22 protein-coding genes and 1 pseudogene are annotated in these 25,586 nt (G+C 70.8%); 11 read left to right on the top strand and 12 right to left on the bottom strand.

Annotated features, from left to right (window positions below; all coding sequences use genetic code 11):
- Window positions 1-8: 8 nt before the first annotated feature.
- A complete protein-coding gene (locus IF64_RS0105255) occupies window positions 9-716 on the bottom strand; it encodes a hypothetical protein (RefSeq protein WP_145600386.1) in 708 nt (235 codons plus the stop codon).
- Complete coding sequence (locus IF64_RS25900; RefSeq protein WP_145600385.1) at window positions 707-1,360, bottom strand: hypothetical protein; 654 nt, start codon at window positions 1,358-1,360, stop codon at window positions 707-709. Before IF64_RS25900 ends, IF64_RS0105255 begins: the two co-directional genes overlap by 10 nt.
- Before the next feature lie 160 nt (window positions 1,361-1,520).
- Between IF64_RS25900 and hrpA the strand changes: the two genes are divergently transcribed.
- Window positions 1,521-5,432 carry an ATP-dependent RNA helicase HrpA gene (gene hrpA / locus IF64_RS0105245; protein ID WP_030530862.1) on the top strand — a complete coding sequence of 1,304 codons (3,912 nt, stop codon included), beginning with the start codon at window positions 1,521-1,523 and terminating at the stop codon, window positions 5,430-5,432.
- 59 nt (window positions 5,433-5,491) lie between these two features.
- On the opposite strand, the gene IF64_RS0105240 is transcribed toward hrpA, so the two are convergent.
- On the bottom strand, window positions 5,492-5,854 hold the full coding sequence (locus tag IF64_RS0105240) for a MerR family transcriptional regulator (RefSeq protein WP_030530861.1): 363 nt from the start codon (window positions 5,852-5,854) through the stop codon (window positions 5,492-5,494).
- Window positions 5,855-5,909: 55 nt separating this feature from the next.
- Between IF64_RS0105240 and IF64_RS0105235 the strand changes: the two genes are divergently transcribed.
- The 3 genes and pseudogenes from IF64_RS0105235 to IF64_RS0105225 all read left to right on the top strand — a co-directional run bounded on the left by IF64_RS0105235 (window position 5,910) and on the right by IF64_RS0105225 (window position 8,823).
- Complete coding sequence (locus IF64_RS0105235; RefSeq protein WP_051757494.1) at window positions 5,910-6,848, top strand: NAD(P)-dependent oxidoreductase; 939 nt, start codon at window positions 5,910-5,912, stop codon at window positions 6,846-6,848.
- A gap of 63 nt (window positions 6,849-6,911) precedes the next feature.
- A pseudogene (locus IF64_RS26440) lies at window positions 6,912-7,495 on the top strand (transposase family protein); the annotation flags it as partial.
- Between the two features lie 137 nt (window positions 7,496-7,632).
- Window positions 7,633-8,823 carry an HNH endonuclease signature motif containing protein gene (locus tag IF64_RS0105225; RefSeq protein WP_169741923.1) on the top strand — a complete coding sequence of 397 codons (1,191 nt, stop codon included), beginning with the start codon at window positions 7,633-7,635 and terminating at the stop codon, window positions 8,821-8,823.
- Window positions 8,824-8,862: 39 nt separating this feature from the next.
- Here IF64_RS0105225 and IF64_RS0105220 read toward each other — a convergent pair whose 3' ends face one another.
- From IF64_RS0105220 to IF64_RS0105205, 4 genes are read right to left on the bottom strand one after another with little or no spacing between them, the layout of a single operon-like run.
- Window positions 8,863-9,783, bottom strand: a complete 921-nt coding sequence (locus tag IF64_RS0105220; RefSeq protein WP_030530858.1) for a PfkB family carbohydrate kinase — start codon at window positions 9,781-9,783, stop codon at window positions 8,863-8,865.
- Entirely contained in the window at window positions 9,780-11,249 is a 1,470-nt protein-coding gene (locus IF64_RS0105215; protein ID WP_030530857.1) for a purine-cytosine permease family protein, read from the bottom strand. The genes IF64_RS0105220 and IF64_RS0105215 overlap by 4 nt, the downstream gene beginning before the upstream one ends.
- A gap of 23 nt (window positions 11,250-11,272) precedes the next feature.
- Entirely contained in the window at window positions 11,273-12,274 is a 1,002-nt protein-coding gene (locus IF64_RS0105210) for an ADP-ribosylglycohydrolase family protein (RefSeq protein WP_030530856.1), read from the bottom strand.
- Window positions 12,271-12,996, bottom strand: a complete 726-nt coding sequence (locus IF64_RS0105205; RefSeq protein ID WP_030530855.1) for a GntR family transcriptional regulator — start codon at window positions 12,994-12,996, stop codon at window positions 12,271-12,273. Before IF64_RS0105205 ends, IF64_RS0105210 begins: the two co-directional genes overlap by 4 nt.
- A gap of 216 nt (window positions 12,997-13,212) precedes the next feature.
- Between IF64_RS0105205 and IF64_RS0105200 the strand changes: the two genes are divergently transcribed.
- A complete protein-coding gene (locus IF64_RS0105200) occupies window positions 13,213-13,971 on the top strand; it encodes an SDR family NAD(P)-dependent oxidoreductase (RefSeq protein WP_246134735.1) in 759 nt (252 codons plus the stop codon).
- Window positions 13,972-14,005: 34 nt separating this feature from the next.
- Here IF64_RS0105200 and IF64_RS0105195 read toward each other — a convergent pair whose 3' ends face one another.
- Entirely contained in the window at window positions 14,006-14,941 is a 936-nt protein-coding gene (locus tag IF64_RS0105195; protein WP_030530853.1) for a LysR family transcriptional regulator, read from the bottom strand.
- A 93-nt stretch (window positions 14,942-15,034) separates the two neighbouring features.
- Here IF64_RS0105195 and IF64_RS0105190 point away from each other — a divergent pair, with 93 nt between their 5' ends.
- The 6 genes from IF64_RS0105190 to IF64_RS0105165 all read left to right on the top strand — a co-directional run bounded on the left by IF64_RS0105190 (window position 15,035) and on the right by IF64_RS0105165 (window position 21,197).
- Complete coding sequence (locus tag IF64_RS0105190) at window positions 15,035-16,444, top strand: CitMHS family transporter (RefSeq protein ID WP_030530852.1); 1,410 nt, start codon at window positions 15,035-15,037, stop codon at window positions 16,442-16,444.
- A complete protein-coding gene (locus IF64_RS0105185; protein ID WP_030530851.1) occupies window positions 16,441-17,817 on the top strand; it encodes an acyclic terpene utilization AtuA family protein in 1,377 nt (458 codons plus the stop codon). The genes IF64_RS0105190 and IF64_RS0105185 overlap by 4 nt, the downstream gene beginning before the upstream one ends.
- Entirely contained in the window at window positions 17,814-18,155 is a 342-nt protein-coding gene (locus IF64_RS0105180; RefSeq protein WP_030530850.1) for an AtuA-related protein, read from the top strand. Before IF64_RS0105185 ends, IF64_RS0105180 begins: the two co-directional genes overlap by 4 nt.
- Window positions 18,156-18,231: 76 nt before the next feature.
- Window positions 18,232-18,954, top strand: a complete 723-nt coding sequence (locus IF64_RS0105175) for a ribonuclease domain-containing protein (protein ID WP_030530849.1) — start codon at window positions 18,232-18,234, stop codon at window positions 18,952-18,954.
- 120 nt (window positions 18,955-19,074) lie between these two features.
- Window positions 19,075-20,286, top strand: coding sequence for an FAD-dependent oxidoreductase (locus IF64_RS0105170; protein ID WP_051757492.1), 1,212 nt, complete (start codon window positions 19,075-19,077; stop codon window positions 20,284-20,286).
- Window positions 20,287-20,363: 77 nt separating this feature from the next.
- A complete protein-coding gene (locus IF64_RS0105165) occupies window positions 20,364-21,197 on the top strand; it encodes an HpcH/HpaI aldolase/citrate lyase family protein (RefSeq protein WP_030530847.1) in 834 nt (277 codons plus the stop codon).
- 48 nt (window positions 21,198-21,245) lie between these two features.
- Here the strand turns inward: IF64_RS0105165 and IF64_RS0105160 are convergent, their stop codons facing one another.
- From IF64_RS0105160 to IF64_RS0105145, 4 genes are read right to left on the bottom strand one after another with little or no spacing between them, the layout of a single operon-like run.
- Window positions 21,246-22,646, bottom strand: coding sequence for an MmgE/PrpD family protein (locus IF64_RS0105160; RefSeq protein WP_030530846.1), 1,401 nt, complete (start codon window positions 22,644-22,646; stop codon window positions 21,246-21,248).
- Window positions 22,643-23,464, bottom strand: coding sequence for a cyclase family protein (locus IF64_RS0105155; protein ID WP_030530845.1), 822 nt, complete (start codon window positions 23,462-23,464; stop codon window positions 22,643-22,645). The genes IF64_RS0105160 and IF64_RS0105155 overlap by 4 nt, the downstream gene beginning before the upstream one ends.
- Window positions 23,461-24,309 carry an HpcH/HpaI aldolase/citrate lyase family protein gene (locus IF64_RS0105150; protein WP_030530844.1) on the bottom strand — a complete coding sequence of 283 codons (849 nt, stop codon included), beginning with the start codon at window positions 24,307-24,309 and terminating at the stop codon, window positions 23,461-23,463. The genes IF64_RS0105155 and IF64_RS0105150 overlap by 4 nt, the downstream gene beginning before the upstream one ends.
- Window positions 24,306-25,493, bottom strand: a complete 1,188-nt coding sequence (locus IF64_RS0105145; protein ID WP_030530843.1) for a CaiB/BaiF CoA transferase family protein — start codon at window positions 25,491-25,493, stop codon at window positions 24,306-24,308. The genes IF64_RS0105150 and IF64_RS0105145 overlap by 4 nt, the downstream gene beginning before the upstream one ends.
- Window positions 25,494-25,586 lie beyond the last annotated feature (93 nt).

Below are 25,586 nucleotides of genomic sequence, written 5' to 3'. Positions count from 1 at the left end.
CGACCCGGTCAGAACCAGGCGGTGCGGATGTCGACCTCGCGCAGCGCGGACTCGGCGTCTCCGGTGCCGCCGGCGGTATCGGTGTCCTGCCGGTTGCCGATGGTCCACACCGGCGCCGACGTGTCGGGCATCCCGAACAGGTGGTCACCCTTGCCGCATGTGTAGGTCGGCTGCTCGGCCGGGTCGGTCGGGTCGGGACGCGGGGCGAGCACGCAGCGCCTGCCGTCCTCCAGCTGCAGGTACCAGGGCCGCTGGGTGATCTCCTCCGGCGGCAAGGGCCCGGCGTCCTCGACGAGGTGGATGCGCACCGCGTCCGTACTGTCCGGTTCGCGCAGGCACAGAGCCGTGTCGGGTGTCGGCCCCGGACGCACGTAGCAGGGGTCGTACAGCAGGTACCCCTCGGTCGTCATGCACCGCCTGGCCGTGGGATCGGACAGGTCGACGCCGGAGGCCGAACACTTCGCGTCGGCCTCGTCGGTGACGGTGAGCCGCGGTGACGGGGCGCCGTCCGGCGTGAACGGCTCCACCGTCACGCGCTGGGTCGCCGTGACCGGAGCGGCCTCGGGGTGCGCCTGCTCGGCCGCGTCCCCGCTGCACGCCGCCGTCATCAGCACGAGCGCCAGCACGGCCGTCAGCAGTGCGGACCGAGCCGGCGCCGCCGGCCGGGCAGGGGAGTGCCGGTGGAAGGTCATGCGCATCGGCCGCCTCAGAACCACGCGGTGCGGATCTGCACCTCGTCCAGTTCGGGTCCGGGCTCGATCCGCGTGTCCGCCTCACCGTGGCGGTTGGCGATCGTCCACACCGGGCGGCCGGTGTCCGGTTCGCCGTACAGGTAGTCGTTGCGGCCACACGCGTACGTGGGGATCTCCGCCGGGTCCACGCCCTCGTCGGGGCTGAGGTAGAGCACGCAGTGACGCCCGTCGCCGAGTTCGAGGAACCACGGCTTGTGGGCCGCCTCCTCCTCGGGGCGCGGGCCGTCGTCGGAGACGACGTCGAAGCTCACCGCCTGGCCGGTCGTCGGGTCGGCCAGGCAGAGCGCGCGGTCGGCGCCCGCCTCGGGGTGCAGGTAGCACGGGTCGTGCACGGGCTTGGAGGTGTCGGGATCGCCCTTCGGCACCGGCGCGCACCGGCGTGCGGCGTCGCTGTCCACGCTCACCCACGACTGCCAGCACGTGCCGTTTCCCTCGTGGACCACGTCGAGGCCGGAGGCCGGCCTGCCGTCCTGCGTGAACGGATACACCGAGACCTGTTCGGTCGCGTGCACCGGCGCCGGGTTCTCGACCGGATCGCTGCCGGGCGGCCCGGAGCATCCGCCGAGCACGACGAGTGCCATCGCGAGTCCCGGGAGGACCTTTCGCACGTCCCGCTGCCTTTCCGTGTCCGCGTGTCGGCCGGCCGCAGAGAGCCGGTACGGCCATGCGCAGCCTAGAGGGCGCCGGCCCCGCCACGATGGGGGCCCGCCGCGCGAGCCGATAATCACGTCGGTCGATCGCGGCCCGCCCGGTACGCTGGTGGGCGGTATGTCTGCACGTTCCCCCCTCGATGAGCTGCGCTCGCGCCTGTCCGGACTGACCCTGCGCGACGCCCACCGTGTGCGCCGCCGGATCGACGGTGCACGCAAGGCGCGCGGTGCCACCCCGGCGAAGACCGAGAAGATCGCCGCCGAGATCTCCGCCGACATCGACGCGGGCGAGGAGTGGGTGCGCAGGCGCAGGGCCGCGGTACCGCGCATCACGTATCCCGAACAGCTGCCGGTCAGCGCTCGTGCCGAGGACCTCGCCGAGGCGATCCGCGACAACCAGGTCGTGATCGTCGCCGGCGAGACCGGGTCGGGCAAGACGACGCAGCTGCCGAAGATCTGCCTCGACCTCGGACTGGGCGTTCGGGGGCAGATCGGGCACACGCAGCCGCGGCGTATCGCCGCGCGCACGGTGGCCGAGCGCGTCTCGTCCGAGGTCGGCAGCGAACTGGGCGGTGCCATCGGATACAAGGTGCGGTTCACCGACACCTCGAGCGACGAGACGCTCGTGAAGGTCATGACCGACGGCATCCTGCTGGCCGAGATCACGCGCGACCGCATGCTGCGCCAGTACGAGGTGCTGATCATCGACGAGGCACACGAACGCAGCCTCAACATCGACTTCCTGCTGGGCTACCTCAAGCAGCTGTTGCCGAAGCGGCCCGATCTGAAGGTGGTCATCACCTCCGCCACGATCGACCCGGAGCGGTTCGCGCGGCACTTCGCACGTCCCGACGGCACCCCCGCGCCCGTGCTGGAGGTGTCCGGGCGCACCTACCCGGTCGAGGTGCGCTACCGGCCCGTGGTCGACCCGGACGATCCCGACGCGGACCCGGACCGCGACCAGCCGCAGGCCATCGTCGACGCCGTGCGCGAACTGATCGCCGAGGGGCCGGGCGATGTGCTCGTGTTCGCCTCGGGGGAACGCGAGATCCGGGACGCGAGCGAGGCGCTGAACGCGCTCGAACTGCCCAACACCGAGGTGCTTCCCCTGTACGCGCGGCTGTCGGCAGCCGAACAGCACCGCGTGTTCCAGCGGCACACCGGAAGGCGCATCGTCATCGCGACCAACGTGGCCGAGACGTCGTTGACGGTGCCGGGCATCAAGTACGTCGTCGACCCGGGAACGGCCCGCATCTCGCGGTACAGCCACCGCACCAAGGTGCAGCGGCTGCCCATCGAACCGGTGTCGCAGGCGTCGGCGAACCAGCGTAAGGGCCGGTGCGGGCGCACCTCCGACGGCATCTGCATCCGGCTCTACTCCGAGGACGACTTCGACGCCCGTCCCGAGTTCACCGACCCGGAGATCCTGCGCACGAACCTGGCGTCGGTGATCCTGCAGATGACGTCGCTGGGACTGGGCGACATCGCCGCGTTCCCGTTCGTCGAGCCGCCCGATCGCCGCCAGGTCACCGCGGGTGTGCAGCTGCTGCAGGAACTGGGCGCGCTCGAACCGGGCGGCGGCAAGCTCACCGACGTCGGAAAACAACTCGCGCAACTGCCGGTCGATCCGCGCCTCGGCAGGATGATCCTGGAGGGCGCGCGCAACGGCTGCGTGCGCGAGGTCATGATCATCGCGGCCGGTCTGTCCATTCAGGATCCCCGGGAACGGCCCGCGGACAAGAAGGAGGCCGCCGCGCAGCAACACGCGCGGTTCCGCGACAAGGACTCCGACTTCCTCGCGTACCTGAACCTGTGGAACTACCTGCGGGACAAACAGAAGGAACTGTCGGGCAACCAGTTCCGGAAGATGTGCCGCGCCGAGTACCTCAACTATCTGCGCGTGCGCGAGTGGCAGGACGTCCACGCCCAGCTCCGCCAGCTGCTGAAGCCGTTGGGCATCACCCCGAACGACGTGCCGGGTGATGCGCAGCGGATCCATACGTCGCTGCTCGCCGGGTTGCTCTCGCACGTGGGACTCAAGGACCCAGAGAAGGGCGACTACCTCGGCGCGCGCGGTACGCGATTCTCGGTGTTCCCCGGCTCGGCACTGTTCAAGAAGCAGCCGCGGTGGATCGCCTCGGCCGAACTCGTCGAGACCTCGCGCCTGTGGGCGCGGGTCAACGCGCGGGTGGAGCCGGAGTGGATCGAACCGCTCGCCCAGCACCTGGTCAAGCGCACGTATTCGGAGCCGCACTGGGAACGCAAACAGGGCGCGGTGATGGCGAACGAGCGCGTGACGCTCTACGGCATTCCGCTGGTCGCGGGCAGGAAGGTCAACTACGGGCGGATCGACCCGGAGACCTCGCGCGAACTGTTCATCCGGCACGCGCTCGTCGAGGGCGACTGGGACACGCGGCACCGATTCTTCGCCGCCAACCGCGCGTTGCTCGACGAGGTCGAGGATCTGGAGAACCGGGCCCGCAGGCGCGACATCCTGGTGGACGACGAGACGTTGTTCGCCTTCTACGACGAGCGCATCCCCGAGCACGTGGTGTCGGCGCGGCACTTCGACTCGTGGTGGAAGAAGACGAGCCGGCAGGATCCGGACCTGCTGAACTTCGAGAAGACGATGCTGATCAACGTCGGCTCGGACGAGATCAGCGCCGCCGACTATCCCGACACGTGGGTGCAGGGCGAGCTGCGGCTGAAGCTGACGTACCAGTTCGAACCCGGCTCCGACGCCGACGGGGTCACCGTCCACATTCCCCTCGCGGTGCTGAACCAGGTCGGTGCGGACGGTTTCGACTGGCAGGTGCCCGGACTGCGGGAGGAACTGGTCACCGCGCTGATCAAATCGTTGCCGAAGTCGTTGCGCCGCAACTTCGTTCCCGCGCCGGACACCGCACGCGACGTGGTGTCGCGTGTGGACCCCTCCGAAGGCCCGTTGCTGGACGTGCTCGGCCGCGAACTCGAACGGCAGCGCGGCGTCGCCGTGCCGTACGAGGCGTGGCAGCCCGAGACGATTCCCGACCACCTGCGGATGACGTTCCGGATCGTCGACGAGAAGGGCCGCACGGTCGCCGAGGGCAAGGACCTCGAGGCGCTGCGGGACAAGCTCGGGGACCGCGTACGGGAGACGATCTCGAAGGCAGCCGACGACGTCGAGCGCGCCGGACTGACCACACCCGCGTTCGGCGAGCTGCCCGAGGTGTTCGAGGCCCGGCGTCGCGGCCACTCGGTGAAGGCGTACCCGGCGTTGGTCGACGAGGGTGAGACCGTGGCCGTGCGCATGCTGGACACGCCCGCACAGCAGGCGGCGGCGATGTGGACGGGCACGCGGAAACTGGTGCGGCTGAACCTGCCGTCGCCGATGAAGTACATCAACCGCAACCTGTCCAACACGGCGAAACTCGTGCTGGCGCGCAATCCGCACGGCAGTGTCCAGGGTCTTCTCGAGGACTGCGTCGACTGCGCGGTCGACAAGTTGATCGCCGAGGCGGGCGGCCCGGTGCGCGAGCAGGAGGCGTTCGTCGCGCTCACGAAGGCCGTCGGCCAGCGGCTGAACCCGACGGTGTTGTCCGTGTTGCGTGAGGTCGAGTCCGTGCTCACCGCCTACCACGAGACCGAGGCGACTCTGTCCGACATGGACGGACCGGCCATCGCCGAATCGCTCGCCGACGCACGCGCGCACCTGGACGAACTCGTCCACGACGGATTCGTCACCGAGACCGGCTACGACCGGCTGCCCGACCTGGCCCGTTACGTCCGCGGCATCGGCCGCAGGCTGGAGAAGCTCCCCAGCGACCCGGCACGCGACGTCGAACGACTCCGCGACATCGCCTGGCTACGCGACGAGTACCGCGCCGTGCTCGCCGAGGTGCCCACCGGCGCCGACCCCAGTCCCGAACTCCGCGAGATCCGCTGGATGATCGAGGAACTCCGGGTGAGCTTCTTCGCCCAGACCCTCGGCACCGCCTACCCGGTCTCCATGAAACGGGTCCTCAAAGCACTCGACAACGCGCCTCTGTAACGTCCGGCGAGTCGTCGGGTCCGTGGCGTTCCGGGTCGGAGGGGTGGCAGCGGCCGCCGCTACCGGTGCGCGGTGTGTGCGGCGGCGATGATGCCGGCGAGGGCGGTACGGGCGGATTCGAGCTCAGCGATGCGATCGGCGATGCGGGTCTCCTCCCGTTCGAACTCGGCGACGAGATCCGCACACGCCGGCACGAGGAAACCCTCGTCGTCCACCATGCACGGCAACACCTCACGAGCCATCTCGGTGTTGATGCCTGCGGCGAGGAGGAACCTGATCCGGCGGACCTGCTCGACGTCGTGCTCACCGTAGGAGCGGTAGCCGTTGGCGAGTCGTGACGGTTCCAGGAGCCCTTGTTCCTCGTAGTACCGCAAGGTCCTCGTGCTCACGCCCGCTCGACGGGCCAGTTCACCGATTCTCATCCCACACCGCCGAGGATTGACCTTCACGTGGACGTCAATGTCTAACGTAACAGGCATGACCTCTCGAACAGCTCCGCAGAGCGTCGCCGGTCCGAACTCGGAGGCCGTGACCGTCGTGGGGCTCGGACCCATGGGACGCGCCCTGGCGAGCGCCCTGCTCAAGGCAGGTCACCGCGTCACGGTCTGGAATCGCACCCCTGCCAAGGCACGCGAGGTGATCGCCAAGGGCGCCACGCTCGCCGGGTCTCCCGCCGACGCCTTGGCCGGAGCCGAGGTGGCGGTGTTCTGTGTGCTGGACGACGACGTGGTCGCTTCGGTCGTGGAGCGGGCCACCCAGGACGGTGGCGACCCGAGCGGGCTGACGCTGGTGAACCTCACCGCCGACAGCCCGGCCCGTACGCGCGACCTGGCCGCTCAGCTCGACGCGCTGGGCATCACGCTCGTGGACGGTGCCGTCATGACCACTGCCGGCAGCATCGGGACCGCGGCGACCCGCATTCTGTACGCCGGCCCGCGGGAGGCGTACGAGACCCACCGCGATCTGCTGGCTGCCTTCGGGGGCACGGCCCACCACCTCGGCGCCGACGTCGCGGCAGCGGCAACCTTCGACGTGGCCCTGCTGTCCCAGTTCTGGACGTCGATCGCAGGCCTGGCCCAGGCGCTCGCGCTGGCCCGTGCCGAAGGACGCGACGTGGGGGAGTTGGTCCCGCACGCCGTCGCGATGAGCCAGCTCGTCGTGGACCTGCTGCCCGGTCTGGCCGCCGACTTCGCCGCAGGACGCTTCTCGGGTTCGGACAGTGCGACCATCGACTCCCTGTCGACGAGCCTGGCGCATCTGCGGTCGGCGTTCGCTCGCTCCGAGGTCTCCACCCCGGTGCTCGACGCGATCCATTCCGTGGTCGACGACACCGCACGCGCCGGATACGGACAGGATGCCCCGATCAGGATCGCCGAGGCCTTCACAAACAGTGGTTCCGGTTCCGGCCGGTTCTAGTCGTACTCGGCGGGGACGTTGGTGACGTGTCGCTGCTTGTCATGGGAGGACCTTCCGTTCCGAGGGCCGGCCGGGCTGGCCGATCGCTCGTCGCGACCGCATCGCAGCCCACACCGGACACCACCGGCGGTCGAGCAGCTGGTGCTGCAGACGCGTCGGAAGGAGCGCCGCGGGCAGGACTGGATCGGAGCGGAGATCGGTGTCGCGCCGCGGACGGTCTCGGCGATTCTGCACCGCCATAAGGTGCCCAAGCTCGCAGACTGCGATCCGTTGACCGGCCAGGTGATCCGGGCGTCGAAGACAACCACCCTGCGCTACGAACGACCGGTTCCGGGTGACTTGATCCACGTCGATGTGAAGAAGATCGGCCGGATCCCGGACGGCGGCGGTTGGAAGGCCCACGGCCGCGGGACACGTCCCCATCACAAGCGCGGCCTGGGCTACGACCACGTCCACGCCGCCGTCGACGACCACTCGGGTTGGCTTACGCCGAGATTCTGGGCGACGAGAAGGGTCCGACCTGCGCCGGATACCTGTTGCGCGCCGCCGACTTCTTCGTCGACCATCGCGTCACGATCCGGCAGGTGCTCAGCGACAATGCCAAGAACTACACGCTCTCCCGTGACTTCACCAGCGCCATGGCAGCCATCGGTGCCGAGCAAAGCGCTCGGAGGAAACCCCCGATCAGCCGACTGTCATGCACCTACATGCCGGTCCTAGCCGAAAAGAACCATCACGCTATCGTGTGGTGTATTTCGTACACGTGTGCGGTAGATTTGTGGTTGTGAATGGTACTGGGGATGTGGTGTCCACTGCGCGGGTGCTGCGTGAGCGGCGGGCGCGGTTGGATGCCGACGAGGTGGAGTTTCTCGCCTCCGTTGCCGCTGACACGGAGGATCTTCCGGGGCTCGCTGAGGAGTTGGCTCCTGAGTTGCGGGTGTCGGTTCGCGAGGTCGAGAACCGGATTCACGCTGCGCTCGATCTGACTACGCGGATGCCTCGGGTGTTGGTCGCGATGCGGGACGGGCTGATGGATGCCTACGGGGCCCGGCGGGTCTTGCATGTGACCGCGCCGTTGTCCGACGAGCACGCTCGCGAGGTGGATGAGCTGTTGGCGGAGAAACTGGCTCGTGCTCCGGTGTCGACATGGCAACCGGTCAACATGGTCCGGCACGTATCGCGGTTGGTGCATCAGATCGATCCCGGCGGTGCGACTGCCCGTGCGCGGCAGGCGAACGCGGGACGAAAGGTCGAGCTTCTGCACGGCGAGCACGCCCAGTCCCGGCTGACCCTGGATCTGCGGTCCGAGGTCGCGTCGGCGTGTTATGCGCGGATGGACTCCATGGCCAGGCGGCTTCGCCGCAACGGCGAGACTCGCACGTTGGATCAGTTGCGTGCGGACATTGCTGCGGATCTGTTGCTGGGCAACGATCCCGGTGTGGCGGTGCCGGAGGCTGCGGCACAGGTGTACCTGCACATGCCCATCGACGCGGCCCTCGCCATCACCGACAACGGCTGCGAACTCGACGGCTACGGACCCGTTCCCGGCCCGGTCGCACGGGAGATCATGACCAACACGGCCAGCATCTGGCGCAAGGTCATCTGCGACCCGGCCACCGGCGGCCCGGTGGACCTCGGCCGGACCCGGCGGCGGCCGTCGGCGACGATGCGGGAACTGGTCCGGGTGCGGGACAGGGAGTGCACCGTGCCGTGGTGCCACAGGCCGGCGCGGCACTGCGACATCGATCATGAACGCGAATGGGCGGCGCACCAGGGCGGCACGTCCATCGACAACACCGGACCGCGTTGCCGCCGACACCACCGGCGCAAGAACGCACCCGGCTGGATCACCCGCTACGACCCGACCCACGGGACCACCGCGATCACCACGCCACGCGGAGCCACCCACACCGGACACCGCAGTCCGATCCTCACCCCGCGGGCGCAGGCAACGGACGAACCACCACCGTTCTGATGCGAATCGTCCGCCGAGAACGTCGCACCGTTGACGGCGTCACCGCTCGGCGAGGAACGCGTCGATCTCGCTCGCGGTCGGCGCCGTCGCGGGGCCACGGCGCAACACCGACAGTGCTGCGGCGGCGTTCGCCCGGCGCGCCGCGACCTCCAACGTCGAGCCCGCGAGCAGCTCCGCCACCAGCACGCCGCAATGCGTGTCTCCCGCTCCGTTCGTGTCGACCGGCGAGACCGGGAAACCCGGGATGCGCTCGACCGTTCCGTCCGACGCCACCAGGCACCCGTCCGCACCGTCGCGCACCACGACTGTCGACGACGGACGTAGGCGGCCGGCGAGCGTGGCCGCGGCCGTGGACAGATCCCGCGCGCCGGTCAAACCACGCGCCTCGCGGGCGTTGGCACTCAGTACATCCACCCGCGACAACGTCGCATCGAGCACCTCGTGAGGGATCCGAGGTCCCAAGGGGCCCGGATCCAACAACACCGTTGCACCCGCCGCGGACGGCAGCCAGCCCTTGAGCGCCGCCCGGTTCGGTCCGTGCATCAGGCTGTAGCCACTTAGATACACAACATCTCCGGTGCCCGCCTCGACCGGCGCGAGCCGTTCGGCCGTCAATCCGGCCTCCGCGCCGCTACCCGTGACGAACGTACGTTCTCCGGAGCCGTCCACCACCGCGACACAGACGCCCGTATCGCCCTCGTCGCTTGGCGGGCCCGCCAGGCCGACGCCCTCCCCACGCAAGGCCGCCCGAACCCGGTCTCCGAACGGACCCGAGCCGTGCGCGCCCGCGTACACGACCCGCGCCCCCGACCGCGCGGCGGCGGCCATCACGTTGAACCCGCCGCCCGGCAGTAACGTCGTCTCCGAGGCCAACACGTCCCCACCCGGCTCGGGCAACGCGTCGACGCGCATGACGAGGTCGAGAATGACCTGTCCGGTGTGGACCAGCCTGCCCGTCACCGCACGTCCTCCTTCGTGGGCCGGCCTCCGCGTGCACCACCGAGCGCCGCATACAACCCACCGGCCACGACGAACGCGACGATCCAGCCCAAGCCGTTACGCCCCAGCCAACTGTCGGCCCACACACCGCTGAACCACACATCGCCCTGCGGCCCGGCGACGATGAACTGGTAGCCGACCACGATCGCCACCGCCCACGCTCCGAGCGCGCGAGGTTCGACGCCGCCGCGGTACCAGTACGAACTCGACCGGCTCAGATCCATCAGGCCGGCCGCGTCGTATCGTTGGCGTCGCATCATGTCGACCAGGAACACGCCGACCCATGCGGTCGTGGGAATCGCCAGCAGATTGATGAACGCGATGAACGGCGTGTAGAAGCTGTCGGCGATCAACATGAAGTAGATGGCGCCGAGGGTGGTCACGACGACGTCGAGTACGACCGCGTACACCCGTTTCGTGCGGATGCCCAACGTCAGGGTCGTCAATCCCGCCGAGTACACCGACAGGTGGTTCGACAACAGCAACCCACCGAACGCGGCGATCAGATACGGAACCGCCATCCACGGAGGCAGCATGTCGCGGATCGCGGCCACCGGATCACCGGCCTCGGCCAACGTGGGATCGCCCGCGGACAGCAGGCTGCCCAACGAGATCAGCAACACCAACGGAATACCCGCCCCGGCGGCCGCGGACGCCACGAGCGACCCCGCGCGCACCGACGGCCGCTGATAACGCGACATGTCCGCGGACGCATTCGCCCAGCCGATACCCGTACCCGCCGCGATCGTCCCCACCCCGGCGATCATCGCGCCGACGGACGCGGGCTGCGCTGCACCGACCGCGGCCCAGTCGACCGTTGCGATGAGGTTGCCGGCCACGACGACGTTCAGCGCGCCGAAGATCCAGGTCGACCACCGTTGTACCGCGACCAACACTCGGTGGCCGAGCCCCGACACCACCACGGTGGCAAGGACGAACACGCCGATGCACACGAGCGTCAACGCCGGAGCGTTCTTCGCTCCCGCCTCCGTGCCGAACACGATGGCGCACAACGACAGCAACGCGAAAGCCGCCGTCGTCGTGTTCACCGTCTCCCAGCCGAGCCGCGAGATCAACGACACCAGTGTCGGACCCGCGTTGCCGCGGACACCGAAGACCGCACGCGACAACGTCAGTCCCGGAGCGCCGCCCCTGCGTCCCGCGATCGAGATGACTCCCACGATCGCGAACGACCCGACCGCGCCGAGAATCGCCACGAGAACGGCTTGCCAGAACGCGAGGTGCTGAATCGCCACGAGGGTCGCGCCGAGCGGCAATCCCAGGATCGAGATGTTCGCGGCGAACCACACCCAGAACAACTGCATCGGATGACCGGTGCGTTCGTCCTCGGGAACCGGCTCGATGCCCCGTGTCTCGAGGACACCCTCGCCGGGTTCGTCGACCCCGGCGTCGGTCGCAGTGCTCACGGCAGCCTCCTTGCTGTGTGCGCTCAGCTGTGGCGCAGTTCGAGAAGTCCCTCGACGACACCGCCGAGGTCGAGATCGTTGACCTTCCGCACCACGGCGGTGAGGTCGGTGGGCAACCCCGATGTCCCGTGCCGGGCACCGAGAATGGCTCCGCAGACGGCGGCCACCGTGTCGGTATCGCCACCGAGTCGAGCAGCCAGCGTCAACGCCTCCAGCGGCCGGTCACCCAAGGCCTCGGCGAGCGCGAACGCGGCCACGACGGACTCCTGTGCGGCCACCGACGTGCCGATGACCTCCGCGACCGCCGACGGCAGCGTGTCGTCGTCCAAGGACCGCACCCAGCCGCGGGCCCAGCGGATGCGCGGGGCGATCTCCCCGCCGGCCGCCCATGGTGCCCGCGCGGCGCCCTCGGCGGCCGCGCGTTCGGCATGGTCCATCGCGGAACCGAGGTCCGCACCGTCGATCCCCGCCGACACCGCGGCCGCCACAGCAGCGGCCGCGGCGATTCCGAGGCTCGTGTTGTGGGTGAGCCTGCTCGCGCCGACGACCGCGTCCAGGAGCGGCTCGAGATCGGGTTTCGTCGCGATGGCGACCGGCGTGATCCGCATCGCTGCACCGTTCGTCGTGCCCGTACGGCCCGCCTCGTCCGGGGAGACCCCGGATTCGAGCTGTTCCAGCGCTCGCTTCGTCGACGGTCCGAGCAGATCGGCCAGGTTCCGGCGGACCATGTCCGCCTCCCAGTCGAGCAACGCACGGGCGAACGCGTGCGGCTCGATCCGGCCGCGGCCCTGAACGAGCAGACGTGCGACCAGGACGGCCTGTTCGGTGTCGTCGGTGACCGTGCCCGCGGGAAGTCCGGGGGAGATGGGCTGCTGCTCGACGGCGTCGCACAATCCCTCGAGCCGTCCGTAATGGAGGGCGATGGCCTCGCGGGACATCGACTGGGTCGGCATGCCGAGTGCATCACCGAGCGCGAGACCCTCGAACGCGCCCAGCGCGCGGTCACGCAGATCTGCGCCGCTCATGCGGTACCGAACGTCAGGTGGAACTGGAACCGAGCAGGGTCCAGGAGGCTGATGACGTGCTCGACGAGTCCCCCGGTGGAGTCGGTGCTGGTCCGCGCCGCCCGGAGGAACAACTCGCCCTCCCTGCGCTCGAGCAGTTCGGCTGTGTGTGCGGTCAGCGGCTCGGTGCTGATCCACTGTTCTCCCCGCGCCGCGCGTAGTCCGGCCGCGGCGAGGGTCGCGGTGAGCGAGTCGTCGACCAGTCCGCGTTGTGGCAGGTCCGCGAGTTCGCCGGACGCGGGCAGCAGGGATACCTCGTAGGACACCGGTCCCGCAGCCCGGTCGCGCCGGAGCCGGCGGACGGCGACGAACTCCTCGACCCCGAAACGGGTGCTCAACTCCTGATCCGTCGCCTTCTCGATGTCGAGCAGTTCCGCCCGGACGTCGAAACCCGAGCGCGTGAGGGCCGTTGCCCAGCCGACGGTCTGGTCCAGTTCGACGCCATCGAACGTGACGAACGATCCGACGCCCGTCTGCGTGGTGATGAGCTCGCGGCGCTGCAGCTCGGACAGTGCGCTGCGTACCGTCCCGCGGCTGACCTCGAACCGCTGGGCGAGCTCGTGCTCGGCGGGGAGCTGGTCGCCACGGGTCAGCACGCCCGCATGGATCTGCCGGGACAGCTCGTGCACCAGCCGGTCCCGCTTGCTGAAGCTCACCGGACGATCCTGATCAGTCCTGTACATACCTGTACAATAGGTATTAGGGCGACGTACGACAAGCGGCCCTCCCGGAACCGGCTCACCTCGGCGTCGGATGCCACATGGTCCGAACGGGGCATCCGTTAGGGGAGTCGCGATCGCGCGCCTGTCCCGTCAGGGTGTGGTGGGCGCAACGGCCTGGCCGGTGGCCCACCCAGGACACCGACACCGTCCGGCGCTGCGGCGCCGGGGATGGGAGGCATGATGGCCACCTACGACGTGGCGAACCGATCGGCGATCGTGACCGGAGCCGGCAGCGGCATCGGCGAGGCCGTGGCCGAGGTGCTGGCGGCCAATGGCGCAGCCGTCGTGGTCGCCGACCTCGACGGCGAGGCGGCGCGAGCCGTGGTGGAACGACTCACGGTCGAGGGAGCCACCGCCGTGGCACTGCAGGGCGATGCATCCGATGTGGACTTCCACGCGGAGGCCGTGGCCGAGGCCGAGCGGTTGGCGCCGCTGCGCATCGCCGTCAACAACGCGGGAATCGGTGGCGGTGCTGCGAACGTGGCCGAGTATCCGCTCGACCAGTGGCGTAAGGTCCTGGGCGTCAATCTCGACGGAGTGTTCCACGGCCTGCAGGCCCAGATCCCGGTGATGGCAGGGCACGGCGGAGGCAGCATCGTGAACATGTCCTCGATGCTCGGGTCGGTGGGCTTCGCGGGGAACTCGGCGTACGTCACGACGAAGCACGCGCTGCAGGGCCTCACCAAGAACGCCGCGATCGAGTACGGCGCACAGGGTGTCCGCGTGAACGCCGTCGGCCCCGGCTTCGTGCAGACCCCCGCCGTCGCGGCCGCGCTCGACGAGGCCACCCAGAAGGACCTCGCGGCCAAACACGTCCTGGGCAGGATGGCCCGCCCGGACGAAGTGGCCCAGCTGGTCGCGTTCCTGGCCAGCGACGCGGCCAGCTTCGTCACCGGCAGCTACCACCTCGTCGACGGCGGCTACACCGCCACGTGACCTGCCCCCGGCACCACGTGGGCGGTCCGGGCCTTCAGTGCCGTGGCGCCCAGCGCGCCCCCGTCGGCAGGGGCAGGTCGCGATCCGCAGCGGCGAGCAGGGTGTCCCGCAGGGCACGGGCGGGCCGGGACAGCGGGCGCGCCGGATCGTGGACGAGGCGGATGTCGCGTTCCACGACCGGCGCAACCGCGCGCCGGTGCAGCCCCGCGAAACCCATCATCGGCACCACCAGCGCAGGCACCATCGACACGCCCAGGCCCGCGGCGGTCAACCCGGCCACAGCGCCGATGTTGCGGGCCTCGGTGACCGGGCCGACCTCCACCCCCGTGTCGGCCAAGGTGCGGTCGACGTAGGCGCGGATACTCGTGCTGTGGTCGAAGGCCACGAACGGCTCACCGGCCAGATCGCGCCAGCTCACCCGTTTCCGCCGATCGAACCGATGACCGGGCGGGAAGACACAGACGAAACGGTCCACGGCGATCCTCGTGGTCGCCAACCCCTCCGGAACCGTCGGTGACACCGTCAACGCCATGTCGGCGGTGCCGTCGACCACCCGCGCGAGCACCTCGTCGGACAGCCCGTCCCGCACCGACACCGTGACCTCCGGCAGCTCCCTGCGCAGTTCGGCCACCACCGACGGCACCATGCTGCCCGCCAACGACGGCAGCGCCGCAATCGTCACCGCACCACGCGTGCCCGCGAGATAGCCCTCGAAATGGTTCAACGCGGCGTCGAAATCGGCCAGCAGGCGCCGCGCCAGCCGCAGGAACTCCGCACCCTCGACCGTCGGCCGCACCTGCCGCGTCGTGCGTTCGAACAACGACACCCCGACGCGATGTTCCACCTCGAGCACCGCTCTGCTCAAAGAGGACTGTGCGATGTGGAGCGTCCGGGCCGCCGCGCTGTACCCGCCCGCATCGGCCACGGCGACGACGACCCGCAGATGCCGCACCGAGAGGTCTATGCTCACAGCACATCAATCTATGCGGAATCAATGCTGGACGCTAGACGGCGGCTGCCCCAGACTCTGCGGCGACCGTGCAACGTGGAGAGGTCCGGGACAATGTTGTCTTTGCTGGGCTTTGCGACCGTCGGCGTGATTCTGGCGCTGTTGCTGACCAACCGGGTGGCCGCCGTGGTGGCACTGGCCGGCGTGCCCATCGTCGCCGCGCTGGTGGCTGGGTTCGCGCCGGCGGAGATCGGCGAGTTCGCGGGGGAGGGCATCGCGGACGTCGCCGGAACCGCCGCCATGTTCGTGTTCGCCATCGCCTTCTTCGGGGTATTGCGCGACGCGGGCATGTTCGACCCGGTGATCAGAAGGATCGTCGGCTTCGCCGGGGACTCGCCCGCGACGGTGTGCGCGGCGACGACCGCCCTGGCCTGCGCCGCCCACCTCGACGGCGCGGGTGCGACGACCTTCCTCATCACCATCCCGGCGATGCTGCCCATCTTCGACCGGCTCGGCATGAGCAGGCTGCTGCTCACCACGTGCGTGGGCCTCGGCGCGGGAGTGATGAACGTGCTGCCCTGGGGCGGGCCCACGGCACGCGCGGCGTCGACGTCCGGGGTTCCGGCCAACGAACTGTGGGTGCCGCTGATCCCCGCGCAGATCGCCGGGGTCGTCGTCGCCCTCGTCATTGCGTGGCTGCTCGGCAAACGGGAGAGCAAACGCATCGGCCTGGTGCAGCAGCCGGCGACGATCGCCGCGGGTGGAACCTCCGCCTCGTCGCCGAGCGTGCAGAGCCCCGACGCACCCGCCGACGACCCGGCAGGTGGTGACGCGGCAGGTGGCGCGGCAGGTGGTGACGCGGACACCGACGGCGACGAGGCCGGCGACCTCCGGCGGCCGCGGCTGTTCTGGTTCAACGTCGTACTCACCGTGGCGGTCGTCGGATGTCTCGTCGCGGCCGTGGCCACGCCCGAGGCGGTGTTCCTGGCAGGCCTCGTCGTGGCGCTGATCGTGAACTACCCGGGGCTCGCGCGGCAGACCGCGCGCATCGAGGCGCACGCGAAGGGCGCGATGCTGATGGCCACGACCCTGCTGGCCGCCGGCGTGTTCCTGGGCATCCTCGAGGCCAGCGGCATGATCGAGGCCATGGCCACCACGGCGGCCGAGGCGATCCCGTCCGGACTCGCGCCCGCGCTGCCACTGGTCATCGGCGTGCTCGGCGTGCCGTTGAGCCTCGTGTTCGGCCCGGACGCGTTCTACTTCGGCGTGCTGCCCGTGCTGAACGGGGTCGGCGAGCAGTTCGGGATCAACGCCGCCGACCTCGCGCAGGCGGCCCTGATCGGCGAGGAGACACTCGGCTTCCCGATCAGCCCGCTGACCGGGGCGTTCTACCTGCTCGTGGGACTGGCCGGCGTGGACATCGGCAAGCACATCCGACGTCTGCTCGGCTGGGCGTGGATCACGAGTCTGGTCATGCTGGCCGTCGCGTTCGCGACCGGAGCCATCCCGGTGTGGGCGGCATGAGCGCCGGCCGTACCGTGCGGCTCGGCGCGGGTGCCGGATTCGCCGGCGACCGCATCGATCCCGCCGTCGAACTCGCCCAGCACGGCGCGCTGGACTACCTGGTGTTCGAGTGCCTCGGCGAGCGGACCGTCGCGGCGGGACACACCCGCAGGCTGGCCGATCCGCACGCCGGATACGACCCGCTGCTGGCCGCCCGCCTCAGGGCCGTGCTGCCGCACTGCCGGGACGCGGGCACGACGGTCGTCACCAACTCCGGCGCGGCGAACCCGGAGGCCGCAGGAGTCAGGGCCGCAGAGGTGATCCGCGAACTGGGCCTGCCGTCCCGCGTGGCGACGGTGACCGGCGACGACGTCCTCGACGCCGTGCGCCGCCGCGATCCCCGGGTGTGGGAGACGGGCACACGGCTGTCGGAGATCGGCGAGGAGCTCATCTCGGCCAACGCCTACCTCGGCGCCGAGCCGGTGGCGCAGGCGCTCGCGTCCGGGGCCGACGTGGTGGTGACCGGCCGGGTCGCCGACCCCGCGCTGTACCTCGGACCGCTGCTGCACGAACACGGCTGGGACCGCGGCGACCCCACCCTCCTGGGCCGGGGCACCCTCGTGGGCCACCTGCTCGAGTGCGCAGGTCAGCTCACCGGCGGCTACTTCGCCGATCCGCTCACCAAGCCGGTGCCCGACCCGGCCCACCTCGGGTTCCCGTTCGCCGACGTCGGGCCGGACGGCAGCGCGGTGTTCGGCAAGCTCGCCCGGTCCGGCGGCCGGCTCGACGCCCGAACCTGCGGCGAACAGCTGCTGTACGAAGTGGACGATCCGGGCGGCTACGTCACGCCCGACGTCGTCGCGGATTTCAGCGGTGTCACCTTCACCGAATCCGGACCCGACCGCGTTGTCGCGAGCGGGGCCACGGGACGGGCCCGGCCCGACACGCTGAAGGTGACGCTCGGATTCCGCGGCGGATGGCTCGGCGAAGGGCAGATCACGTACGCGGGCCCGCGGTGCCTGGACCGTGCGCGGCTGGCTGCCGACATCGTGCGCGAGCGGCTCGTGTCCGTGCACGGTCTCGACGAGACGGCCGTGGAGGTGGAGTACATCGGTGCGGGCGCCGCCTTCCGCGGACTCGGTGGACTCGCCGGACTCGGTGGACTCGGCGGACCTGCCGCGCAGGCCGTGGACCCGGTCGAGGTGCGGCTGCGCGTGGCGGCGCGGGTCGCGGCGGAGGAAGCGGCGTCGGTCGTCGGATGGGAGGTGGAGTCCTTGTACACCAACGGTCCCGCCGGTGGTGGGGGAGCGCGCCGGGAACACAGGGAGATCGTCGCGGTCCGCTCGTGTCTGCTGCCTGTCGAGGACGTGCGTCCGGTGGTGACGGTGCTGTGACGATCCGCGTCGACGACCTGGCCGACGTTCGCGCGGGCGACAAGGGCGACACGTTGATGCTCGCCGTGTTCCCGCGCGGCGACGAGGAGTTCGGGATCCTGCGCGAGCGGCTCACCGCCGAGGCGGTCGGCGGCCATTTCGCGCCGCTGGTGACCGGGCCGGTGCACCGGCACGTCGTGCCCGGCCTGCCCGCGCTGGTGTTCCGGATCCCGGGAGTGCTCGGCGGTGGCGTCACCGGCTCGGCCACGCTCGACGGCCACGGCAAGACGTTGAGCTACCACCTGCTGACCCTCGAACTGCCTCCCGGTCCGGACGGGGACCCAGTGGTCAGGCGATGACACCTTCGTCGGGTATTCGGTGAATCGTTCATTTTCGGTCTAGGCCGTTGTCACACCCGCGAGCTACCGTCCGCGCATGGGCAACCACAGATCACGCATCGTGACCATGCTCCTCGGTCTGCTCGTGGCGCTCGCGGGCGGCTTCGGCCTGACGGCACCGGCCGTCGGCGCCGAGCCGGCACCCGTGGCCGTCGCACAGGCGGAATGCGGCGACACCTCCGGGTTCGACACCACGCCGCTGGGCGAGCTGCCCCCGGAGGCGACCGACACCTACGACCTCATCCAGAGCGACGGCCCGTACCCGTATCCGGAGGACGACACCGTCTTCCAGAACCGGGAAGGGATCCTGCCCGACTGCGAGGAGGGCTACTACCACGAGTACACCGTCGAGACGCCCGGTCTCGACCACCGTGGCGCTCGGCGCATCGTCGCCGGTAGCGGCGGTGAGTACTTCTACACCTCCGACCACTACGAGAGCTTCACCCTGATCGAGACCGGCGACGGCGGCGGATCGCCCGACCCGGAACCCGCGCCCGAATGCGGTGACACCTCGGGCCTCGAGTCGGTCGCGCTGTCGTCGCTGCCGGCCGAGGCGCAGGACGCCGTCGCCGACGCGCAGGGCGGGGCGACCGGCACGACCTACGAGAACCGTGAGGGCGTGCTGCCGGACTGCGAGGCCGGCTACTACCAGCTGTTCGAGGCCGGCGCCGAGGATCGCGTGATCGCCGGTGACGGCGGCGAGATCTTCTACACCCCGGACCGCTACGCGACCTTCCAGGCGGTCGACACCGAGTCCTGATCGGAACTCGAACTCCCACGCGGGGGTGCGATGCCACGCCGGCGTCGCACCCCCGCGTCGTCGTGTCGCCGTCGTATCGTCGGCGGCGGGCGAGTACCGGAACCCTGCGGAAGGAGCGTCGTGGCCGAGCACGTGGTGATCGTCGGCGGAGGCATCGCGGGTACCGCGGCGGCATTGGCGCTGCGCACGGCGGGCATCGCCGTGACGGTGCTCGACGCCCGGCCCGCCGACGACGATTCCGGCGCCGTCGTCCGCATCAACCCGAACGGGATGGACGCGCTGCGGGCCGTGAACGCGCACCAGACGATCCTGGCCGGCTCGTTCCCGCTGGTCCGGACTGAGCGGATCGGCGCGGACGGCGCCCGCGTCGGGTACGCCCTCGCCGCCGATCCGGCCTCCGACCGAGGACTGCCGCGGGTGCTGCACTGGTCGCAACTGGCCGCGCGGCTCAGGGCGGTGGCACGCGATCGCGGAGCGGTCTTCCGGCACGGCGTCCGGGTATGCGACGTCCACGAATCCGGTGGTGACGCCTCCGGCGGGCCCGTGACGGCTGTCCTGGAAGGTGGGCAGACCGTGCACGGTGACGTCCTCGTCGGTGCCGACGGGGTGCATTCGCTGGTGCGCAGGCGGATCGACGCGGAGGCGCCCGCGCCGCAACGCCTCGGCACCCGGACGGTGTACGGCTTCGCCGCCGACCCTCCGCGTGAGCCCCCGCCTCCGGAGGTGCTCCGGTCCTACCTCGGGCCGAAGGCGTTCCTGGCCGCCACGCGCGACAGCCTCTCCGGCGGATGCTTCTGGTTCACGAGTCTGCCGGCCCCGGAACCGGCCTCGCGGGGCACCGGGCCACGGGACGTCGACGGCCTGCGCACCGAGCTGCTGCCGTGGTTCGCCGAAGGGACGTTCGCGGCCGATCTGGTGCGGGCCTCCGAGCGCATCCTGTCCTTCGACGACCACGCCCTCGACCACCTGCCGCGGTGGTCGACCGGCCGGACGGTGCTCCTCGGCGACGCCCTGCACGTGGCTCCTCCCGCCTCGGAGCAGGGTGCCGCACTGGCCATCGAGGACGGCGTCGAACTCGCCCGGTGCCTGCGCGATCACCCGGTGCCCGCGGAGGCGTTCGCCGTGTTCGAACGATTGCGCAGGAGCCGCGTCGAAGCCGTCGTCGCGCGGGGCAGATTGGGTACGAGCCGCGCCCACCACCCGCTGCGCCGCAGGCTTCGCGCGCTGCGCGATCGTGGTCGCAGGCTGCTGGACTGGCAGCGGCGTCCGCCCACCGGCGGGGGTTGGACCTACGACCACCACATCGACTGGGCCGCCCGGGCCGGTGGGTGATCGCACACGCCGGTGTCCTTCCGGGCGGCCGGCGTGCGTGGTTGTATCGCGTCGGACTCATCGAGGAGGACGTGGCAATGGGCGAGCCCGCGCGACTGGCGGCGGCCGTGAGCTGGTTGTTCGTACCGGCATCCCGGCCCGAACGGTTCGAGAAGGCGATGGCGTCGGGTGCCGACGCGGTGGTGATCGACCTCGAGGACGCCGTGCCCCCGGCCGACAAGCCTTTGGCACGGGAGAAGCTGACGGCCCACTGGCCACGCCCGGAATCCGGGTCAGGGCCCGAACTCGTCGTCCGCGTCAACGACCTGCGCAGCGCGGAGAGCGCCGAGGACCTCGCCGCGTGCCGGGAGCTGGCACCCACCGCCGTGGTGCTGCCCAAGACCGAGAGCGCCGACGACGTGCGTGCCGCGGCCGAGGCGAGCGGAAGGCCCGTGCTCGCGCTCGTCGAAACCGCGCGGGGACTCATCGGCCTGCCGGACATCGCCGCCGCCGACGAGACCGTGCGCCTGCTGTTCGGCAACATCGACCTGGCCCTCGACCTCGGAGTCACGGCCGATGCCGCGCTCGACGCGGCGCGGTCGGACCTCGTCCGCTGGTCGGCCGCGTCGGGACTGCCGCAGCCCGTCGACGGGGTGACCACGGCGATCAGCGACCCGGCGGCCGTCACCCGCGCCGCCGAAACGGCGCTGGCGTGGGGATTCGGCGGCAAGCTCTGCATCCATCCGAGCCAGCTCCCGCTCGTCGCCGCGGCGTTCGCCCCGACCGAGGAGGAGTTGGCCTGGGCCGGGCGGATCCTCGACGCCGTCGACGGCGAGGACACCGGTGCGGTGCTGGTCGACGGGGAGATGGTCGACCGCCCCGTCGTCGAACGGGCCCGGCGCATCGTGGCGCGCACCCGCCCCGCCCGCTGAGGCCCGTGCCGGGACTTGCGGGCCCAGTCGGGGCCCGCAAGTCCGTCTTCAGGCGCCGGTGAGCTGTGACGTCAGCACGCCGAGGTCGGAGAGCTCGGCGAGGCCGTAGGTCAGCTCGGTGATCCGCTCGGTCCGCTCGGCCGGCACGGCCCTGGTCGCGTTGAGCCGGAACTTGGTCGCCAGTTCCTCCGCCGACAGCGGATTGCCGTGCCCGCCGCGGTTGGCGTTCACGCGCTCGGTGAGCTCGGTGCCGTCGGCCAACCGCACCCGCAGTACCGCGGGGAACTGGTGCGGGAAGATGCCGTCGCACTCGGCGTCCGGGACGCACGTGACCTTCGCGGCGAGCGCGAGCCGTGCCGGATCGGCCGCGGCGTCGTCGGTGAAGTCCTCGTGGAACACCCCGAGCCCGCCCCCGCCCAGCAACGCGGCCGCGACGGTGTACGGACCGGAGAACGCCGCGTGATAGCCGGACTTCGGCACCGCCTTCTCCTCGGGCGGCTGGCCGATCGTGCGCAACACCGCCGTGGGCGCGCCCAGCTCGATGCGCTCGACGGCCGCGGGGTCGACGCCGCGTTCGCGCAGCCGAAGCGCCGCGTCGATCCCCGCGTGCGTGAAGTGGTTGCACGGGTAGGGCTTGAAGAAGATGGTCGGCAGTTCCCACCGCTCACCGAGACCGGACATGAGGGCGTCGAGGTCGACCCGGTCACCGCAGAACGCCTGGAGCATGCCGAACCGTCCTTCGAGGACGGTGGGCGGTCCGGTGATGCCGGTGCGCGCCAGCCCTGCCGCCGTCACGGCCGCATGGGCCGCCCAACCGCAGTGGATCCGTTTCACCGTGCCGCCGGTGCGGTTCGCCTCGAGCAGTCCGGAGCCCATGCTCGCCGCGATCCCGACCGTATCGGCGATCCCGTCGGTGTCCACACCGGACAGCATGGCGGCCGCGACGGCGCCGCCGACGGCACCGCAGATGGCCGTGGCGTGCAGGCCGTTCTCGAAGAACACCGAGTTGCCCAGTTCCGAGTCGTACCCGGCCATCCCGAGCCGGACGGCGACCTCGACCCCGACGCCGATCGCGTCGAGCAGGGCCGCGCCGTCGGCGCCCCGCGACTCCGCGACGGCCAGTGCCGCGGGCACCACCGAGGCCGACGGGTGCAGCACCGAGGGGAGGTGGGTGTCGTCGAAGTCGAGCGAGTGGGCGAGCGTGCCGTTCATCAGGGCGGCGCTCGGTTCGGGCAGGAGGCCGCCGCCGATCGCGGTGGCCCGCCCCGCGCCGCCCCACTCGCGCACGAGTTCGCCGACGGCTCGGGCGGGTGGTTCGGACGTCGCGGCGAGGCTGTTGCCCAGCACGTCGAGGACCCGCCGGGCGACGTCGTCCCGCAGATCGGTGGGCAGGCCGTGCTCGCGGGTGGTGGTGGCCAGCTCAGCGAGCCGGCGAACGAGCGTGCTCATGCGCTCACCGCCGCGAGCGGACGGATCGGCGACCCGGTGCCGCCCGTGATGCGCAGTGGGGCGAGCAGGAAGGTGAACTCCCGCACGCCCGCGTCCGCGACGTCCTCGAGGTTGAGGTGTTCCATGATGAAGATCCCGGACTCGACGAGCAGTACCCGGTGCACGGGCAACACGGCGTGTCCGGCACCCGCGGGGATCTGCTCGTAGGCAGTGGTGTCTGCGCCCGTGGCCACGATGCCGCGCTCGGCCAGCCACTGCGCCGCCTCCACGGTCACGCCCGGCACGCCCGTCTCCTTGCCCATGTACGTGACCGGGTCGCCGAAGTTGCGCGCCCAGCCGGTGCGCACGAGCGCCACGTCGCCCCGGTCCGGTTCGGCGTCGGCGAGTTTCGCGGCCTCGGCCAGGTCGTCGGCGGTCACGCCGTAGCCCGCGGGCAGCGTGGGCACCCCGTGCACGGCGGCGACGTCGAGCAGCACGGCGCGGCGCAGCAGGCCGGGCAGGTTCTCGGCGCCGTGGGTGGTGAACGTGCCGCCCTGCTGTGCCTCGGCCGCGTCGACACCGCCGTGCAGTTCACCGCAGTGGCTGACGTGGGACAGGGCGTCGATGTGGGTGCCCACGTGACCACCGGTCACGATGATCTCGTTGGCGGCCGACCCGCCGTCGGGCCGTTCCATGTCGCCGTGCCTGCGGATCAGGGTCATCCGGAACCCCGGGTGGTTCGGCGAACAGGGCATGCCCGTGAAGAACGGCTGCCCGAGTTCGAACAGCCGCACGCCGCCTGCGACGGCGGACAGCAGCGGGTCCTGGGAACGTGTCATGACGTCTGGCCTTCCTTGACGTTCGGGTCCTCATCGGCCGCGAGCAGCCACAGCGCTCGCTCGACGACCGCCTTGTCGACGAAACGGCCCGTGGAGTCCACCCACGCCGCCTCGCCCGTCTCGCGCACGGTGTCCACAAGCGACCGTGCCCATGCCACGTCGTCCGGATCGGGGCGGCATGCCTCGTGGACGACGGGGAGCTGTGCCGGGTGGATCACGGACCGGCCGAAAAAGCCCGCCCTGCGGCCGTTCTCGGTGTCGGCGCGCAGGCCGTCCAGGTCGCGTACCGCCGTCCACACGCTCTGGGGTGGGCTCGGCAACCCCGCGGCCCGGGCGGCGACGACCACCCGCGACCGGGGCCAGGCCAGCGCCTCGCTCGTGGTCACACGGAGGTCGGCGGACAGGTCGGCCTCGCCGAGCGAGATGCCGGCCACCGACGGATGGGCCGTGGCGAGCGCGTAGGCGTTCTCCACACCGAGCGCGGACTCGAGCACCGGGTACACGGCCGTGCCGAGCGTGTCGGCGATACGGCGCAGCTGTTCCGGCTCCTCGCACTTGGGGACGCGCACCCCCGCCGGGTCGGCGCCGGCCAGCGCCGCGAGGTCGGCCGTGGCGTGCGGGCTGTCGGGGGCGTTGATCCGGACGTAGGCGCGCCGCCGGTCGGGGAGCGAGGCCAGGGAGGCCAACGTCTCGAGCACGTGCCGGCGCGCCCGATCCTTGGCGTCGGGGGCGACGGCGTCCTCGAGGTCGAGGATCACGGCGTCGGCGTCGGAGGCGAAGGCCTTCGTGACGCGCTCAGGGCGGTCGGCGGGCACGTAGAGCCACGACCGCACCGGGGCGGTCACCGGACCACGCCCTTCTCGCGCAGCTGCTCCATCCGCTCGGCGGTCACGCCGTACCGGCCGAGCACCTCGTCGTTGTGTGCACCGACGGGCGCTCCGGTCCACTCGATGGAGCCGGGCGTGTCGGACATCCGAAACAGCACGTTCTGCATGCGGACGGGACCGAGCTCGTCGTCGGGCAGCGTGGCGATCGTGCCCAGCGCCTGAAACTGCGGATCCTCGACGATGTCGGCGGCCGTGTAGATCGGCGCGATCGCCGCCTCGGCCTTCTCGAACTCGGCGATCACCTCGTCGCGCTCGCGCGCGGCGATCCACGAGCCCACGGCCTCGTCCAGCTCGTCGGCGTGCTTGGCGCGTTCGGCGCCACTGGCGAACCACGGCTCGTCGATGAACTCCGGCCTGCCCACCAGGCGCATCACGCGCTCGGCGATGGACTGGGCGCTGGTGGAGATCGCGACCCAGCTGCCGTCCTTCGTGCGGTAGGTGTTGCGTGGCGCGTTGTTGCTCGACCGGTTCCCGGTGCGCTCCTGGAGGACACCGAGCTGGTCGTAGGCGATGATCTGCGGGCCGAGCAGCGTCAGGATCGGCTCGATGATCGCCATGTCGACCACCTGCCCCTGCCCGGTGTGGTCCCGTGCGCGCAGGGCCGTCGTCACGGCGAACGCGGTGGCCAGTGCAGCGATGCCGTCGGCGAGGCCGAACGGCGGGAGCATGGGCGGCCCGTCCGGTTCCCCGGTGATCGCGGCGAATCCGCTCATCGCCTCGGCGAGCGTGCCGAAACCAGGGCGCTTGGCGTACGGGCCGATCTGGCCGAACCCGGTGACGCGGGTGAGCACGATCCCCGGGTTGATCGCGCGGAGCTCGTCGTAGCCGAGGCCCCATCGTTCGAGCGTGCCGGGCCGGAAGTTCTCGATGACCACGTCGGCGTCGGCGACCATCTCGCGGAAGATCGCCTGCCCCTCGGGTGAGCCCAGGTAGAGCGTGACGGCTTTCTTGTTGCGTCCCAGCAACTTCCACCAGAGGCCGACGCCGTCGCGTTGTGCGCCGTGGTTGCGGACCGGGTCGCCGTTCGGGTGCTCGATCTTGATGACCTCGGCGCCGTAGTCGGCGAGCGTGGTGGCTGCCAGTGGGCCTGCGAACAGCGTGGCCACGTCGAGGACGCGGATTCCCGACAATGCGCCCGTCATGGGGCGGTACCTGCCTTCCGTCTCGCGTTTCGTTTAGAGGAACAACGAAAACGCTGTGTTTCGCGAGTGATGCTTCCCCCTGGTCACCAAGTT

This window comes from Prauserella rugosa, from assembly GCF_000719975.1.
Lineage (GTDB): Bacteria > Actinomycetota > Actinomycetes > Mycobacteriales > Pseudonocardiaceae > Prauserella > Prauserella rugosa.
This window is presented reverse-complemented; position numbering and strand designations above follow the sequence as displayed.

What these genes read in the sequence shown, in the direction of transcription:
- IF64_RS0105165 (WP_030530847.1), top strand. Translation starts at nt 20,364, where the DNA reads ATGGGCGAGCCCGCGCGACTGGCGGCGGCCGTGAGCTGGTTGTTCGTA.
- IF64_RS0105175 (WP_030530849.1), top strand. Translation starts at nt 18,232, where the DNA reads ATGGGCAACCACAGATCACGCATCGTGACCATGCTCCTCGGTCTGCTC.
- IF64_RS0105190 (WP_030530852.1), top strand. Translation starts at nt 15,035, where the DNA reads ATGTTGTCTTTGCTGGGCTTTGCGACCGTCGGCGTGATTCTGGCGCTG.
- IF64_RS0105185 (WP_030530851.1), top strand. Translation starts at nt 16,441, where the DNA reads ATGAGCGCCGGCCGTACCGTGCGGCTCGGCGCGGGTGCCGGATTCGCC.
- IF64_RS0105240 (WP_030530861.1), bottom strand. Translation starts at nt 5,854, where the DNA reads ATGAGAATCGGTGAACTGGCCCGTCGAGCGGGCGTGAGCACGAGGACC.
- hrpA (WP_030530862.1), top strand. Translation starts at nt 1,521, where the DNA reads ATGTCTGCACGTTCCCCCCTCGATGAGCTGCGCTCGCGCCTGTCCGGA.
- IF64_RS0105235 (WP_051757494.1), top strand. Translation starts at nt 5,910, where the DNA reads ATGACCTCTCGAACAGCTCCGCAGAGCGTCGCCGGTCCGAACTCGGAG.
- IF64_RS0105200 (WP_246134735.1), top strand. Translation starts at nt 13,213, where the DNA reads ATGATGGCCACCTACGACGTGGCGAACCGATCGGCGATCGTGACCGGA.
- IF64_RS0105210 (WP_030530856.1), bottom strand. Translation starts at nt 12,274, where the DNA reads ATGAGCGGCGCAGATCTGCGTGACCGCGCGCTGGGCGCGTTCGAGGGT.
- IF64_RS0105145 (WP_030530843.1), bottom strand. Translation starts at nt 25,493, where the DNA reads ATGACGGGCGCATTGTCGGGAATCCGCGTCCTCGACGTGGCCACGCTG.
- IF64_RS0105205 (WP_030530855.1), bottom strand. Translation starts at nt 12,996, where the DNA reads ATGTACAGGACTGATCAGGATCGTCCGGTGAGCTTCAGCAAGCGGGAC.
- IF64_RS0105155 (WP_030530845.1), bottom strand. Translation starts at nt 23,464, where the DNA reads ATGACACGTTCCCAGGACCCGCTGCTGTCCGCCGTCGCAGGCGGCGTG.
- IF64_RS0105160 (WP_030530846.1), bottom strand. Translation starts at nt 22,646, where the DNA reads ATGAGCACGCTCGTTCGCCGGCTCGCTGAGCTGGCCACCACCACCCGC.